At 41.6% G+C, this 15,983-nt stretch carries 13 protein-coding genes; 1 reads left to right on the top strand and 12 read right to left on the bottom strand.

Features of this window, described 5'->3' with window-relative positions:
- Positions 1–215: 215 nt before the first annotated feature.
- Positions 216–1,481, top strand: a complete 1,266-nt coding sequence (locus tag IJI01_RS08590) for an SGNH/GDSL hydrolase family protein (RefSeq protein WP_292188776.1) — start codon at positions 216–218, stop codon at positions 1,479–1,481.
- A 34-nt stretch (positions 1,482–1,515) separates the two neighbouring features.
- On the opposite strand, the gene IJI01_RS08585 is transcribed toward IJI01_RS08590, so the two are convergent.
- The 12 genes from IJI01_RS08585 to IJI01_RS08530 all read right to left on the bottom strand — a co-directional run bounded on the left by IJI01_RS08585 (position 1,516) and on the right by IJI01_RS08530 (position 15,982).
- On the bottom strand, positions 1,516–2,718 hold the full coding sequence (locus IJI01_RS08585) for a lipopolysaccharide biosynthesis protein (RefSeq protein ID WP_292188774.1): 1,203 nt from the start codon (positions 2,716–2,718) through the stop codon (positions 1,516–1,518).
- Positions 2,711–3,652: a glycosyltransferase family 2 protein gene (locus IJI01_RS08580; protein ID WP_292188771.1), complete on the bottom strand. Its 942-nt coding sequence runs from the start codon at positions 3,650–3,652 to the stop codon at positions 2,711–2,713. Before IJI01_RS08580 ends, IJI01_RS08585 begins: the two co-directional genes overlap by 8 nt.
- A gap of 85 nt (positions 3,653–3,737) precedes the next feature.
- A complete protein-coding gene (locus IJI01_RS08575) occupies positions 3,738–4,757 on the bottom strand; it encodes a radical SAM/SPASM domain-containing protein (protein WP_292188759.1) in 1,020 nt (339 codons plus the stop codon).
- Between the two features lie 76 nt (positions 4,758–4,833).
- Entirely contained in the window at positions 4,834–6,387 is a 1,554-nt protein-coding gene (locus tag IJI01_RS08570; RefSeq protein ID WP_292188756.1) for a glycosyltransferase family 39 protein, read from the bottom strand.
- A 2-nt stretch (positions 6,388–6,389) separates the two neighbouring features.
- The gene (locus tag IJI01_RS08565; protein WP_292188753.1) at positions 6,390–7,931 is read right to left on the bottom strand and encodes a DUF6056 family protein; all 1,542 of its coding nucleotides are present in this window, start codon (positions 7,929–7,931) and stop codon (positions 6,390–6,392) included.
- A gap of 18 nt (positions 7,932–7,949) precedes the next feature.
- Positions 7,950–9,044 (bottom strand): DegT/DnrJ/EryC1/StrS family aminotransferase, encoded by a 1,095-nt coding sequence (locus IJI01_RS08560; RefSeq protein ID WP_292188751.1) that lies wholly within the window; start codon positions 9,042–9,044, stop codon positions 7,950–7,952.
- Positions 9,045–9,065: 21 nt separating this feature from the next.
- Positions 9,066–9,806: a glycosyltransferase gene (locus IJI01_RS08555; RefSeq protein ID WP_292188749.1), complete on the bottom strand. Its 741-nt coding sequence runs from the start codon at positions 9,804–9,806 to the stop codon at positions 9,066–9,068.
- Positions 9,807–9,815: 9 nt separating this feature from the next.
- A complete protein-coding gene (locus IJI01_RS08550) occupies positions 9,816–10,754 on the bottom strand; it encodes a glycosyltransferase (protein ID WP_292188747.1) in 939 nt (312 codons plus the stop codon).
- Positions 10,755–10,766: 12 nt separating this feature from the next.
- On the bottom strand, positions 10,767–11,915 hold the full coding sequence (locus IJI01_RS08545; RefSeq protein ID WP_292188745.1) for an FAD-dependent oxidoreductase: 1,149 nt from the start codon (positions 11,913–11,915) through the stop codon (positions 10,767–10,769).
- 3 nt (positions 11,916–11,918) lie between these two features.
- Positions 11,919–12,989 carry an NAD-dependent epimerase/dehydratase family protein gene (locus tag IJI01_RS08540; RefSeq protein ID WP_292188742.1) on the bottom strand — a complete coding sequence of 357 codons (1,071 nt, stop codon included), beginning with the start codon at positions 12,987–12,989 and terminating at the stop codon, positions 11,919–11,921.
- A 21-nt stretch (positions 12,990–13,010) separates the two neighbouring features.
- Positions 13,011–14,438 (bottom strand): sugar transferase, encoded by a 1,428-nt coding sequence (locus IJI01_RS08535; protein ID WP_292188740.1) that lies wholly within the window; start codon positions 14,436–14,438, stop codon positions 13,011–13,013.
- Positions 14,435–15,982, bottom strand: a complete 1,548-nt coding sequence (locus IJI01_RS08530) for an O-antigen ligase family protein (protein WP_292188737.1) — start codon at positions 15,980–15,982, stop codon at positions 14,435–14,437. The genes IJI01_RS08535 and IJI01_RS08530 overlap by 4 nt, the downstream gene beginning before the upstream one ends.
- Position 15,983: the final 1 nt, after the last annotated feature.

Raw genomic sequence — 15,983 nt, 5'->3', positions numbered from 1 at the left:
TAAGTAGTATATCCTAAATGGTCTATTTCTTCAATAATTGTAATGCCACTTATTGTAATGGTTCGTATGTATATATATTAGGACATATGGCCGGAATGCATTAACGTTATATCGTTAATTCTTTAAGACTTTCTTAAGATTGGTCCAAAACTCTTCACATTGAAAAAAATGGTGTTTATAATTGCAAGTAGTTTAAAGAAGCGAGGTTTTATGATATGAAGAAGAAATTGATGACCGCAGCTGCGCTCACCATGGCCTTTTCCGTGATGATCACCGGCTGTTCCCTTGGAAAAGATGACACCAAGGAAGCTACAGAATATATAAATGATGAAACTCTTAATGCCACTGATGACAGTTCAGCTCTTGATAGTGTCACAAATATAATCGTTGCTGAGGATCTTGCAACACCTGATTTTGAAGATTACACAACAGCAGCTGCAACTACAGAAGCTACAACAGAAGCAACTACACAGGAACCCGAGAAAGAAGACAAGGTTGTGATGGTATTCTTCGGAGATTCCCAGATAGCCAATGGTAGAAACGATGGTACAGATATCCCAACACTTGTAGGACAGAGAGTTCCTAATTCCGTTTCAATCAACCTGGCAATCGGCGGAACAACTGCTTCCCTGGAAGCTTCAACAGCCAACTATCAGGACTATGAGAACTGGACCTCCAACAGCTTTGTAGGTATGGTTCACGCCTTCACAGGCAAGGTTAAAAAGGACAATGTTCTTAGCTCAATGCCAGCCCTCATTACAGCAATGGATTCAGTTAACCCTGCTGACGTAGATTACTACTTCATCGAGTATGGTGCCAACGACTTCTTTGCCAAGGTTCCACTTGATAAGTTCAACACAGATGTACACTACGAAGATATCTACACCTACTACGGAGCGCTTCGTCTTGGAATTTCAGAGCTCAGACAGGCAAGCCCTAACGCAAAGTTCTTCCTGATCTCTCCTGTATATGGAATCTACAAAGACAACAGCGGTAACTACCTCGGAGATTCCTATGTTGTAAGTAATGGTTTTGGAACACTTTCAGATTATGCCAAGAAGATGGGAAATGTATCAGCAGACGAAGAAAACTGTTTCCTTGTAGATGCAATGTTCATGTCAAGATTTGACTTATACCTTGATACAGCAGATCAGTACCTGATGGACAATGTTCACCTTACAGAAACCGGCAGACGTATCCTTGCAAGGATGTGTGCCCACTGGCCAAATGGATTTGAGTTCAATGAGCCTAAGGCCTACAGAGAATCTGATTTTGTTAACATTGCTACCTTTGATCCAGATGAGTTCTATCGTCTCGACGACGGTGTCCTCATGGATGCTTTCCCAGATCAGTTCGAGCTTCTCGTTAATGGAGAGTACAAGCTCGTTAAACCTAATGAGAATACACCAACACTTGAGCAGGCTAAGGAGGCCTGGGCAGCTAAAGAATCTCAGAGCTCTCAGGAAGCCACTCAGGAATAATAATAATAATAATAAAAGCTTTAATCCTCGCGGATTAAAGCTTTTTTAGTCCGAAGCCTGCTGTAACCAGTAATCGAACCAAAGATACAATAACCAGTCCAACTGCCATACCATCAAGGCCGAACAGCAAAGTCGCAGGAATAACCACTACTGCAAACACAGCGATGTAGATGATATTGATAATGAGCTGCAATTTCTCCTTGGTAAAGCTCATAACGATTACCATAAGTGAACCGGAAATAAAGTACATTATCTGTCCCAGATTGGCCAGGAAGAAGTACTTTCTTGTTTCCTCGAATACATCCGGATACATGATCTTAACAAACACCATGGAAACCAAAGTACAAGCCAGTGCGCCGATAACTGACAAAACCACCATCAGTAAGCTAATAAGTCCAAACTTCTTTTTATCAAGCTTTATCTTGTAGTTAGTGAAGTAGCTGATTATAACGCCGTTAAGAGGTGTTGTGAGCATAGCTACAATCTTGCCTATAAGGCTTGCTGTGTAGAACACAGTAACCTCTCTTGCTCCCACAAGAAGTCTTAACAAAATCCTGTCCGAATTAAGAATAAGAGCTGAGATCAGATTGCTGGCTGAAATCACCCAGGCTGACCTTAGATTCTCCCTGTAGCTGGTAGAAAGCTTGGTGAAAGGTGCCCTGAATATACCGCCTCTTAGCACTGTGTAGATGATGCCAAAGAGTTCTCCCATGAGAATGGTAAGAACCCAGCTCTTGGTATACGGGAACAGGAGAAGTCCTACAACGTATCCAACAGATACGCAGGTAAAGAAAGCGAAATACCTGACGAATCTGATATTCATTCGGTATTCAACATCCGCATAGTACCTGAATACTGTCACGATCATGAGAACTGCTATCTGCAAGTATACAGCGACCGTAAGCTCTTTTAACACAAAAAGAGCTACGAAAGTAACTACGAGAGAAATTCCTGCGATCATAGTCAGGAACAGGTTGTAGTCACCATTCTCCTGAGTTCTGTCCTTCTTGGCAACCATGCGTGAATAGCTGGCAGCTGTACCAAAACCGGCGCCCATGACAGATACAATAGAAATCAAATATAAAACGGTGCCAAAAGCCTCTGCACCAACCTGGGCATTGAGCCCAGGATAGATGAGTAGCTGCAGGACACCGTTATAGATGACCAGCGCAAGTACGCTGAATATGAAATCTTTGGAAGCACTAAGTGCAAGGCTTTTCCTCTTAGAATCAGCCATTATAATCATTCTCCTTGTGTCTCTGGAGCATGTTCAGCTGCATCTCAAACTGACGTCTGTCGCCGATTGCCATTGTGGAGAGAATAACTCCGGCAAAGAATGCCTGAACAGCTGACAACATAATAAAGCAGCAAACAATAAGTGTAGGAAATCTGGGAACCATATGAGTAGCCCAGTATTCCTGAAGAATTGGAATAAAGAATCCAATTGAAACAAGTGCAAGCACAATAGCGATCATAAGGAAGAATCCAAAAGGCTTGTAGCTTCTGTAAAGTCTCATGATTGTTCTAAGAACCTTGAAGCCATCTGAATAAGTGTTGAGCTTACTAACTGATCCTTCTGGACGATCTCTATAATCAATGACTACGTTCTCGATCTGCATGTTGTTGTAAACGGCATGAATAGTCATCTCTGTCTCAATCTCAAATCCCTTGGAGAGAACTGGGAAGGTCTTAACAAACTCATAGCTGAATGCTCTAAAGCCTGTCATGATATCTCTGATGTTACATCCAAAGAGCTTGTTGATACTGCCTCTTACAAGGTTGTTACCAAAGTTGTGGAATGGTCTCTTGTTCTCCTGGTAGTAAGTTGATGACAATCTGTCGCCAACTACCATGTCAGCATTGCGGTTGAGAACCATATCTACCATCTCTCTTGCTGACTCCATAGGATATGTGTCGTCACCGTCGACCATTACATAAACAAGGGCATCAATTTCACGGAACATACGTCTGATAACGTTGCCCTTACCCTGCATATATTCATTTCTTACAACAGCTCCGGCCTCAGCTGCGATCTCAGCTGTTCTATCCTTGGAGTTGTTGTTATATACGTAAATTGTGGCTTCTGGAAGAGCTGCCTTGGCATCCCTTACAACCTTACCAATAGTTTTTTCCTCATTGTAGCAAGGAATGAGTACTGCTATTTTATCCATTTATTACCCTCTCTTTAAGACCTGTAATCCCCTATAACTATCCATTATATATGATATACGGATTGCTTCACTTTAATCCCCTATATCATTTTATCTTGTCATCAGCATTATTCTGATTACCAATCTTCATACGCTCATGACCGCCAAGCTTATTGGCTGCGTCCTGATCACCACGAAGAATAGCATTTACAAGCTGCATACGGAAGCCAGCATCGATGAAATCGCAGTGCTTACAGAATGGATAGTTCTGACGTCCCTCTGCAATGCTGCGTCTGACTGCCTGGAACTTCTCGCTTCCCCAAGCCTCTCTAAGAGTCATCTTAGTAAGATCACCGAAAGCTGTTGTCTCAACGTTGTCACAGCAGCAAAGTCCCATCTTACCGTTAGGCATGATCCACATATCTGTGAAAGGAAGAAGACAAGTCTCCTTGATGATCTTCTTGGTCTCTTTCTTATTAGGTGCACTTCCGGCTCTGTTAGTAAGAACCTCCTGAAGATATCTCATCTGAATCTGGATATCGAGATTCTTGAACTCTTCTGGATGAGCCTTAACATAATCATAGAGCTCCTGAATATTCTTGTGGAGCTTCATCTCCATTGAATAGTTGTTGATAATGAGCTGGTTAATGTAAGGAGCAACCTCTTTAACCTTATCAATTGTGAGAATAAGTCCGTTAGTAGACATGAAGATAAAGCTATCAGGAAGCTTCTCTCTTGCATACTTGTGTCTCTCAACAATCTTGGTGTCGAGAAGAGGCTCGTTGTTACCGTAAAGTGTAAGGTGTCCCTTGTAGCCCCAATCAGCAAGCTGATCAATAATACTCTTGTAAAGGTTGTCGTCAATCTTGGCAAGTGGTCTGCACTCGTCGTGAACATTAGCTGTGCAGAAAGAACATGTTGAATTACATCTGTTGATAGTCTCGATATTAACAACATTAGGCATTGGAACTTCCTTGGAATTAAGGAAGTAATCACAATAAGCCTTCTGTGACTTACTTCTTGTAACAAACTGCAACTTCAGATAGGCGTTACTTGCAAGCATAGGAAAATGCTTCCTCGCAAACCATCCAAACTTCCCCATAAAACTATTAACTCTAATTGGCATTTCTATTTCTCCTATTACTACTATATATCTTTTCAAAAAATTGCCTAAAATGCAAATTTTGTTCGCATATTCATCGTCATCTTCTGCGAAGTGAAATCCTGTCCAGAATACTCTTCATCCCATAAGCAGCAAATGGCATCCAGTACACATAATACCTCATAGTGTATCTCGATGATCCTTCCCAGAATTCATGGAAGATAATACCTCCAAAAATCATTATCAAAAGAAGCATCTCCTGCTCAGGAAACTCCCCTTTTCTGATCCTGGTCAAAAGATATATGAATACGCAAAGATAACAAACGCTCATAAAGACATTCATTATCTGACTGGTGATAATATTACCATCACCAAAAACAATATAATACATCAAATCCGTCGGATTCTCAACATGCCTACTCACAAAGTCCAGATTGTGAGTTGAAATGCACACCGGATCTGCCCACTGAGTCAGGAATTTGCGTCCAAAAAATTTAAAGGCATATCTGGGGTGATGAACAAAAGTATCAACTCTGCTTCTGATCTCCTCCATGGCAACAGCCTTGGTCTTCTCAGTATCATAATCATTTTCTATAAAAATCTTATAGTTGTAACCTGTGTACCAGCCATCCTCAAGTTCAGACTCCTGAAGTCCCATAGCTATGTGGGAAGCTGAAGGGCTTCCTGATGGAATAGCCTCTATGCCAGCTCTTTCACAGTAATAGGCATTAACTGCCCACTTTCCAAGCATCACTACACCGATCATTAGAACAGATAAAAGAATTCTCACCACCAGCCTATGTGCAAACTCATAAGCATAGTAACCTTCAGTGCTCTTATCCTTCCACGCGCTTAATATCATGATCATCACTATGGCGATCAGTGTGATCTCGCTATTAGTCTTGATGATAACTGAAAGGCCCATGCAGATCGATGTAATAACCGCATAAACCACTCTTTTTCTTTTCACAAACAGAATTGTTGTATAAAGAGCTATGGACTGGGGCAAAAGACTGTAAACATCCCCGTACACATAGGTTGAGTAGTTGTAAAAGAAAAGCATTCCAAGGCTGAGGAGTGCCATGATACTACAAACTGCCTTGTCTTCGAATATCTCCCAGGTCATCTTGTAAAGCAAAAAGACAGTGACCAGAATTGATAAAAGAAGCAACATATCCCATACCATATAGTTGGCATGACCAAAGATGGAATCCATCGTTTCGCCAAATAACACATATCCAAGCTGAAATGGCCAGGTAAAAAGATATCCGCCCTTCTCAGTCAAATTGCTGTAATCGCCACTTGCAAACTCAGCAAAAATCTTGTCCAGAGTCATTGCATCCGTGACTGGAATAGGCTTGATAGCCAGTATCAGCGTAAGACAATAGGCTGTGCAGAAGATAAGCGCCAGAATAAGAAACCCTTTACTCCACTTAGTAAAAGCATCCTTCCTGTGCAAGATAAAGAACACTCCAAACACTACCGCCATACACAGCAAAAGAAGTGGAATATTCTCTCTACCATAATGAGGAAAATCCACATCTTCATGCATATCATAATATATAGTTGTCAAAAGACTTGTGACAAATACTGCACATGCGGCTATTGCCAGCAGCGCCACAATAATCTTATAAAAAACACTCTTAACTTTCATTATTAGTTTTTCCTAAGAAGAACTGAGTTCTTGTGGTAATATCTGGCAACTACTGTATTGATCCAAAACTGCGTATCATCCTCAATATCACTAAAGAACAGCATCTGAGGCTTAACCGAATATTCATCCAGGACTACATCTGTAACAGAAGTATCCTTAAGAGTCTGAAGCCTACTAAGGTTCTCTGATCTATAAACGTACGCATCACCAGATACTATATCAGCGCAGGCTGAAGTAACTGAATAATAATGAGGATCAGCCTTGATGCAAAGTATTGATCCAAATGCCAAAATGAATACTAGTGCAAAGATCCAAGTAGATGAACGCACTGATAATTCTACATCCTTCTCGCCACTTCCAGCCAGGTTCTGTCTAACCCAGGCAGTCACATAAAAGGTAATGAGCACCAGCATAACCACGTACTCACCCCAAATAATTGACTGAATTCTTCCAGCCTCGATATTCGCTGTAGCAAAAAGAGGTGGAACCATATTAGAGGCTGTCATTCCAAGTGCAAAAAGTGTAAAGATAAAAGGATGCTCAAATCTGTGCTCAATGCTCTCTGACAGCTTCCAGAACACTGGAACCAGAATCATCAAAGCTACAATAACTTCCCATCTGGTGTACTCATTAACACAGATATCAAACACATCATAAATAGCTATCATAATAGACTTGATAGCTCCAAAGCCCTCTACCTGAGAGCCTCTTACTCTATTACCAGGAGCAAGACAGGATAATACAAAGCCTAGAAGATTAAGACAGGCAGGGATCCATAAAAGCCCTACATATTTCTTTTGCTCATCAGAAACATTCTCAAGCTTTATAAAAGAAATTCTGCTAAGCACTAAAATAATCAGCACCAGCACGGAAATAATAGCAAGCTCAAGGGCTGTCATATAATTGGTGCCTCCGAGAAGAAAGCCCCAGATGCAGGCCCAGATAAGCTTACCTCTTCTCTTGTCCGCTTTATCATAAACTGCTCTTATGAGAAGTCCTACCCAGAACAGTCCAAGTCCCAACATAAACATGTAGTTGATCGCGCCACTATGCCAGTAAAACGCCTCAACTCTTACCATTCCGGCAGGCATACTCTGTGTGAGTACCATAAGTGTCAGCATAGCTGCCACATTTGCAAGATGCTTATCTCCCTTAAATCCGTGCACAAACAGCGCATTAAAGAAATAGCAAACTCCCAGGGTTAAGATACCGATAATCTCGTAAACCACCAGAAAGTACAGTTTCTCGCCAAATATTCCAGGGCAGAGGCTTGAAAGTGTAGCGGAAAAGAAATAGCCAACCCAGGTCATGTATTCATCTAAGGTAATTCTCAGAACCTCGAAGATAAAACCAAAAGCACTTCCACCACCGATCAGATATTCATGCGCCTCATAGGCCATGGACATATCATCCGCTGACAGCCAGTTAAAATGCCCCAAAACAAGCAAAGGCATGACGCTGAGAATATACATCACCGTCATGACCATGCTAAGTCTTTTCGTATTTATCTTTTTGGTAAGTTCTGGCAAGCTGTAGCTGAACATAAGCTGCTCCTGTAAGAATTAGTATGCATTAACTGCATCAATTACCATCTGAACTTCTTCATCTGTCATCTCTGGAAAAAGAGGAAGTGTAGCGCAGTGATCAGCAAGCTGCTCAGCGTTAGGGCAATCTCCCTTGTGGTAGCCAAGCTCTGCGTAAGCTTCCTGAAGATGACATGGAACAGGATAATGGCGATTGCACTCAATATCCTTATCCTTCATGTAAGCAAGGAAATCCTCTGGATTGCCTTCTACCTGAACTTCAAACAAATGGAAAACAGGCTCTGTGTTATCAGGATGAGCCTGAAGTGTAAACTTAGGATTAGTGATCTCAGCCATGTATCTGCGTCCGATCTCCTGTCTGCGCTTGGTCCACTCAGGAAGGTATTTAAGTGATACAGAAAGAACTGCTCCCTGAATGCCCTCAAGACGATAGTTGTAACCGATCATCTTGTGGTAGTATCTGACTTCGCAGCCCTGATTCTTCATGACATTCATATAATGATCATACTCTGCGTTGTTGGTGCTGACAGCTCCGCCCTCACCAAAAGCATAGAGGTTCTTGCCAGGATAGAAACTAAAGCATCCGATATCGCCAAGTGTTCCTACCATCTTGCCCTCTACCTTGGCTCCGTGAGCCTGGGCACAGTCCTCAACGATAAAGAGGTTATGCTTATCCGCAATCTCTTTTACCCTTGGGAAATCAAAAGGCTGTCCGTAAAGGTGAACACCAACGATAGCCTTAGTCTTGTCTGTAATCTTTTCTTCGATCTTGTCAGGATCAAGCTCCCAGGTATCTGCCGTACAATCAACAAATACTGGCTTAGCTCCTGTGTAGGTTACGCCCCAGGCTGATGCAATATAGGTGTTAGCTGGAACGATTACTTCGTCGCCCTCGCCAACTCCAAGCGCAGCCAGTGCGCAGTGAAGAGCTGATGTTCCGTTGTTAAGTCCCTGAACGTACTTAACTCCAAGATACTCAGCAAATTCCTTATCAAATTTATCTGCATACTTGCCACCAGAAAAAGCTGTATCTTCGCAGCAGGCCTTAATGGCAGCAAGGTATTCTTCTTCATGTCTCTTGTAATCTCTTGTAAGATCAATTCTCTTAAGCATCTGTATGACCTCTCGTATCTATCATCTGTTGACAGTAGCGTATCTCTTTTCCTGTCTGAACATTTTCTTGAGCTTGTAAATTCTGATAATGTAGTTTTTGATGGTCTTGGGAACGTTAACTGTTGTGTCGTAGTCCTCAACCCACTCAATAGGCATATCCACTATATTTACGCCAGTTCTCTCGGCGCGAAGAAGTAGCTCAACTGTGTAGAACCAGCCCTTGTCATCTGAACACATCTTAACCAGCTTCTGTGCCACAGGAGTTCTAAGGAAAGTAAATCCGCAAAGAGCATCTGTCGCCTTCATCTGGAACATTGCCTTTAAGATAAACACAAGGCCGGCTGATGTGATCTTCCTGTACCACTTTCTGCCGTGAGTCTTGGAATCCTTGCTAAATCTGGATCCGTTCACATACTGAACGCTTTTCTTTTTCTCAAAAATCTCAATGGTCTTGCTGAGATATTCAAGGTCTGTGGAAAGATCGATATCCATGTAGCCCACAATATCGGCTTCGCAGCGAAGTACGCCAGTCTTAAAGGCAATACCTACGCCTCTCTCCTCGATGCGGACATACTCAACCTCATCGTATTTAGCAGCAAGACGCCTACCAATCTCAGGTGTATCGTCGTCTGAACCATTGTCCACAATAGTGAGCTTATAAGGAATGTGAACATTCTCCCTCATGTAAGCTACGCATTTATCTATTCCCTTTTCAAGTCTAAGATGTTCATTCAGAACAGGAAACAAAATATTTATATCCATACTGATCAATCACTTTCCAACTACTTTTTCTATATCTGCAACCATGTATCTCTGCTGCCTGAACACCAGATTAAGAAGAACAGACAGATATTTGAGCACGATTGTGAGAAGTGCAAACACTCCGAAGAATCCAATTGACATAAAGCCCATCATTGATGGCCAGCCTGATGCCACATTCTGCTCCATAAAATGGTCAACAATAGCGTACACAAAACATACAACCGTTGCCAAAAGAAATCCTGCGCTCAGGATAGCTGATGCCCTCTCCATTACATTTGTGAAATAAATAAAGGTATCAAGCGCAAGTCCGCCTCTTTCTGAAAAGCTTGCCTTGGAATTATTACCCTCAAAGCCCGCAACTGGCTCATAGGTGATAGTTGTCATGTTAAGTCCGCAGTTGGCATACACAGCCTTTCTGTACGGAATATGACTTCCAATAGTCTTGATTCTGTTGATAGCGCGTCTTGAAACAATTCTGAAAGTCTCAGGGCCAATCTTGGCAAAAGACTTACTGCATCTGTTAAACAGATTGTAGAAAACTCTGGAAGTAAATCTATGTGCCCTGATATTAGAAGCAGCCACGATATCGTAGCCCTTAACCATCTCATTGTAGACACCCTCAATAAGACTCTTGTCGTAATCAACGATCACGTGGTCAAACTCGTAAACAAGGTCGCCAATAGCAATATCTCTGCCTGCATTCATTGAAGGCTCGATACCCTGATAAAAGCCCATGTGCACTACAGAAACAATGCTATCAAGCTTATTGTCATATGTATACTTCTTGATATTCTCTACTGTTCCATCGCTGCAGGCGTCATCAACACAGATAATCTCATACTTTTTGAAAAGATTACCTATGGCATCCACCGCCACATCGAGAAATGGCACTATATTTTTTTCTTCGTTATGAAGGTAAACTACCATTGAAACGAATTTATTTTCCATATCTGCTTCCTTTTACACAAGATATTCATCCAGGTCATAGACCGTGTTGATCTTACCTGACAATACACTGATAAATGTAGGCTCTGATGAATGAACCTTGATAGCTGTTGGCCTTGAGTCATCAATCTCCGAACTCTTCAGGATTGGTTTCATGGAAAAGAGTGAACTCCTATAATAGAAACCATACTCAGGCTTAATATACTTCTGAGCCAGGTGGCTCATGTATTCCCAGGAAGACTCAGGCTTAACCGGACATCTGTTACAGTTGCCAAGGCATTCTGGAGTGCACTTATATCCGCCAACTTCCTCAAGACGCTTCTGGCAGCCAAAGGTTGGAAGCTCATCATAGCTTGTTACGTGTGGTGTAAATGTAACTGATGTAAGTGAATGCTTGCCAGTTAAACCAAATGGCATAATGGAAAAGAATGGTCCATCCATTACGGTAAGTCCGATATCCTTGAGATTATCATCTACATCACAGAGAATGATCTCGCATAGCTCGTACTTGATTGCAAAACTCTCATCTGGAAATGCCTTTTTAAGTATCTGATTAACTGAAGCATAGGTAGCATTGAGCACAAAGCCTGATGAAAACCTGCTTCCCTCTTTGAGACTTACAACGTACTCATCTGCGTCTCTTTCTATAGTCTCAATGTCCGCTCCAAATTTAAGCTCTATATTAGAAAACTTACTGATCTCATCAAGGAGATAGTCTCTTAGCACATGTGCGTCATAGGTATATTCCTCAGTAAGAAATGCTCCGTCGCACATTTTATTCTGAAACCATCTGCTGGCTGGCACTTCGTCGCACCTGATACCTGCAGCCTTGCAGAAATCCACAAACTGCTCAGCATTAGTCCAGCTGAAGTTCTCAGAGGTAGCATAAATCTGCTCGAACTTGTCATGGATACAGAACTTGTAGTCATCTACAAATCTTTTAAAGTATCCTGCTGACTTCATGGCCGTAGACAAGCTCCTTGGATAGTGATAACCCATATGGACTCTTGCCTGATTGATATAAGTTGCTCTTGAGAAAGAATCTGGTTCTTTTTCAAGCACAAGAACACTCAGCCCCTTTTTTCCACAAAAAAGCGCTGAGTATAAACCATAGAGACCAGCTCCGATTATTATTCTGTCGTACTTGTGCATCCCCTGTGTCATATATTAGCCGTAATACTCCTTGTACCACTTAGCGAATTTACGAAGGCCTTCGCGAAGTGGAGTGTTAGGCTTAAATCCAAAGTCCTGCTGAAGTGGTGTTACATCAGCATAAGTTACTTCTACATCACCAGGCTGCATGGGTACAAGCTCCTTGTGAGCTTCAAAGTCATAATCCTGTGGCAGAACTCCTGCACTGATGAGCTCCTGCTGAAGGATATCTACGAAATCAAGGAGGTTTACAGGATCATTATTACCGATGTTATAAACCTTGTATCTGACACCATTCTCGTTCTCATCTGGAGCCTTCTCCATTACATTGATAACACCCTCAACGATATCATCAACATAAGTAAAGTCTCTCTTACAGTTACCAAAGTTAAATATCTTGATAGTCTCGCCCTTAACCAGCTTGTTAGTGAATCCAAAGTAAGCCATATCTGGTCTTCCAGCAGGTCCGTATACTGTGAAGAAACGAAGACCTGTGCTAGGAATGCCATAAAGCTTGGTATAGGAATGAGCAAGAAGCTCATTGGACTTCTTGGTAGCAGCATAAAGAGACACTGGATTATCTACCTTGTCATCTGTGCTATATGGAATCTTCTTGTTGGAACCATATACGCTTGAGCTTGATGCATATACAAGATGCTCAACACCGTTGTAACCATCTGTCTTCTTGTCTGCATCATATGAATGTCTGCAGGCCTCAAGAATATTGTAAAAACCAATAAGGTTTGCCTCAATATAAGCATCAGGATTCTCGATTGAATAACGAACGCCTGCCTGAGCAGCAAGGTTAACTACAACCTCAGGTTTAAACTCATCAAAAGCCTTGTTAATAACATCCCTGTCAGCAATGTTACCCTTAATAAATTCAAAGTTAGGATTACCGACTATCTTCTTAAGTCTGTCTTCCTTGATACCAACATCGTAGTAGTCATTAACATTATCAATACCGAGAATCTTAATATTCTCGTATCTCTTAAGGAGCTCCATACACAGGTTAGAGCCGATGAAGCCGGCTGCACCTGTGACGATCACTCTTTTATTGCTAAGATCAATATTCTTAGTAAGCATTACTCTTATCCCCTAATCTAATTACTTGGCACCCTTACCAAAAAGAACTACTCCTACAGTCTTGAGAAGGATCTTGAAGTCCTCTGTAAGGCTCCAGTTATCGATGTAACGAAGGTCAAGCTTAACAACCTCATCGAAATCTTCGATATCACTTCTACCGCTGATCTGCCAGAGTCCTGTAAGACCTGGAGTCATTGAAAGACGTCTTCTGTAGTGCTCATTGTACTGCTGGAACTCGTTCTCTGTCGGTGGTCTTGTTCCAACAAGGCTCATGTCTCCCTTAAGAACATTAAGAAACTGAGGGAACTCATCAAGACTTGTCTTTCTGATGAACTTACCAACCTTAGTAACACGAGGATCGTTCTCCATCTTGAACATAAGGCCGCTCATCTCGTTCTGGGCCTCAAGCTCTTTTTTACGCTCCTCCGCGTCTATGTACATAGATCTGAACTTGTAGATCTTGAAACGTCTGCCGTTCTTACCAATACGAACCTGTGAGAAAAATACAGGTCCTGGAGAATCAAGCTTGATTGCTGGTGCAAGGAAAAGTGTGATGATTCCTGTAATAAGAAGTCCAACTAATCCACCTAAAATATCAATGATTCTCTTGATGAATAGCCTCTTATAGCTGCTGCGGAACATACTATAAGAAATAACAGTATAATCAAGGAAGTCCCCAACCTCTGTAACAGCCTTGCCAACATCAGGAAGCTCAAGGTTGTAGTGAGTTGTAACACCCATCTCCTCAAAGCCAAGGATGATGTCTTCCATCTTGCGCTGTGGAATATTAGGAGTATTGATGAATACCTCATCGAAAGGATCTGTGATAAGTCTCTCAGTCAGATTCTGAATACCATGGTGAACATGAACACCATCAATGTACCAAGGTTCTTCCTCTGAAGTCTTCTCATCATCAACACAATATGCTCTTACTACCTTGTAACCAAGGCCCTTGCTGTTGCGCATGAGCTTCTTGATTGTGCTCTCCATAAGCTCTTTTTCTGCTACAACAACTACTCTCTCAACGTTCATATCGCTGGAGATATAGCTTCTGAAAATATTCTTGAATATCACTCTGATTATGAGTGTCAAAAGAATGTCAGCCCAAATGAAATTCAGGATAACAAATCTTGAAAGAATTCTTGCCCAGTCAAGAAAATATACTACTGCAATAGATGCAAGCATCATAACATCAACAAATCTGACTACGTGAAGGAATTCAATTATATATCCTCTTACAATGAAATCCCTGTTCCAGTCAGCCAAAAAAGTGTAGCCGGTACAAAACAACAGGAATAACACACATACCATATAATGAAGTGTCTTATCTCCCCAATCGTTGTTGTCCTTAAATCTCAGCCATGAAAAGAACATGTACGTCACAATAATGCACGCCATGTCAATTACCCACAGAACGTAGGTCTGCAGTGTTCTGTACTTGTTACTCATACTTCCCCATTTCTAAAATTTTTATTAATTTTTACAAATAAACATTGTACCACAATTATAAACAATGCCAAGTAAATCGCAATACTTAATCCACGTCTTTCGTATTCCATTCCGGCAATGCTGCTATCATACTTGTACATTGGTGTTTGGGCATCTACATACCCTACAACAATGTCTCCATCTGCCTTGAGCTGAGATACTTCTGTCTCAGTTAAGTAAATAGCTTCCATTCCAAGGCTCTTACCTGTCTCATCTGCTTCTCTGTTGCCATAGAAAGCTGCTGGTTCACTGGTGAGCAGATAAAACAGCATCATTCCGCAAACTCCGGCAACAGCTCCAAAAGCAATTGCTCTTCCCAAAACTTTACTGGAAATGCCGGAAATTCTAGGCGATGCGAGCTCTAACTGAAAACTGTTGAACATCATTGAACCCATAAAAATATAAACAAAATTTTTAAATCCAAGATTATATAAAAGAGGTTCCCATATTCCTATAAAGAGCATTCCCATGAGAACTGCCAGCTCCTGCATATGTCCAGCCTTGAGGCTCTTGTGGATAAACCATATTGTAAGGACACTGATCACAGCAAAGGCCACAAGTCCCAGCTGCAGGAAAAGATATAGCTGAGCCATATCAATACCATAGGTCTTATACAAATGATGAGGATTGTTAAGTCTTATTCCAAATAAAGAAACAGAATTGTTCTCCCAGAAGTACCTTGCTATAGAAAGCCTTGTTGTAAATATAGTAGTATCTACCTTTTCAAAAATGCTCTCTGGAAGAATAAATGGAAATACAATTGCCAAAAAGCATGCGATTGGAAATGCAGCGTAGCACACAAGCTTCTCAAAAAGTCTTGGTCCATTTATTACTGAGAACCAGAAGTTAACTATAAGGAAAGCTATGCATCCCAAAAGTCCTGTTCTGCTTCCTGAAAACTGGAATACATACAGATTAAATAAAAACGCCAAGGCAGAGTACATAAGAAGTCTTACCTTATCCCCTCTGAGCGCTTTGCTGACAAAGTACATGCAGAGCATGGTCAGCATCAGTACATTCATATGAAGAGTGTTGGGGTGAGCATATCCAAGAGACTCTCTGAACATCAGTCCAACGCCTTCTCTTACCTGAGGATAGTAGATGCCATTTACAAGTCCAAAGGCTCCAGTAAAGATTCTCACAAGGATGATCACTCCAGATACGATGATTCCGGTCTTAACGACCTTCATGACACTGACACCCTTCATTCCAAGCATGGTGCAGAAGCAGACAATAAGACCTTTTTCACCAGTCTTATAATATACGATTCCAGACAGAAGCAGAAATCCCGCGCAAACAGCATACTCTTTGAGACTATACTGGGTAACCAGCATCTTGAGTGCAAAAAGGCCAAGGCCACAGACCAGTGAAAGATTGTAGATTGTCATTCCTTCATAGAGCCCTGCTGCCCTGGCTCCTATCATAACAGCAAAATAGAGAAGGTAAATTCCTTCTCCAATCTGCTGTCTATTATCTTTGAATTTCCTCATTATTTCAGAATTCATA

Source organism: Butyrivibrio sp., from assembly GCF_017433805.1.
Lineage (GTDB): Bacteria > Bacillota > Clostridia > Lachnospirales > Lachnospiraceae > Butyrivibrio.
This window is presented reverse-complemented; position numbering and strand designations above follow the sequence as displayed.

Bases quoted from the DNA above. Each gene is read 5' to 3' on its own strand.
- IJI01_RS08550 (WP_292188747.1), bottom strand. From the start codon at position 10,754: ATGGAAAATAAATTCGTTTCAATGGTAGTTTACCTTCATAACGAAGAA.
- IJI01_RS08560 (WP_292188751.1), bottom strand. From the start codon at position 9,044: ATGCTTAAGAGAATTGATCTTACAAGAGATTACAAGAGACATGAAGAA.
- IJI01_RS08530 (WP_292188737.1), bottom strand. From the start codon at position 15,982: ATGAATTCTGAAATAATGAGGAAATTCAAAGATAATAGACAGCAGATT.
- IJI01_RS08535 (WP_292188740.1), bottom strand. From the start codon at position 14,438: ATGAGTAACAAGTACAGAACACTGCAGACCTACGTTCTGTGGGTAATT.
- IJI01_RS08590 (WP_292188776.1), top strand. From the start codon at position 216: ATGAAGAAGAAATTGATGACCGCAGCTGCGCTCACCATGGCCTTTTCC.
- IJI01_RS08585 (WP_292188774.1), bottom strand. From the start codon at position 2,718: ATGGCTGATTCTAAGAGGAAAAGCCTTGCACTTAGTGCTTCCAAAGAT.
- IJI01_RS08570 (WP_292188756.1), bottom strand. From the start codon at position 6,387: ATGAAAGTTAAGAGTGTTTTTTATAAGATTATTGTGGCGCTGCTGGCA.
- IJI01_RS08580 (WP_292188771.1), bottom strand. From the start codon at position 3,652: ATGGATAAAATAGCAGTACTCATTCCTTGCTACAATGAGGAAAAAACT.
- IJI01_RS08540 (WP_292188742.1), bottom strand. From the start codon at position 12,989: ATGCTTACTAAGAATATTGATCTTAGCAATAAAAGAGTGATCGTCACA.
- IJI01_RS08575 (WP_292188759.1), bottom strand. From the start codon at position 4,757: ATGCCAATTAGAGTTAATAGTTTTATGGGGAAGTTTGGATGGTTTGCG.
- IJI01_RS08545 (WP_292188745.1), bottom strand. From the start codon at position 11,915: ATGACACAGGGGATGCACAAGTACGACAGAATAATAATCGGAGCTGGT.
- IJI01_RS08565 (WP_292188753.1), bottom strand. From the start codon at position 7,931: ATGTTCAGCTACAGCTTGCCAGAACTTACCAAAAAGATAAATACGAAA.
- IJI01_RS08555 (WP_292188749.1), bottom strand. From the start codon at position 9,806: ATGGATATAAATATTTTGTTTCCTGTTCTGAATGAACATCTTAGACTT.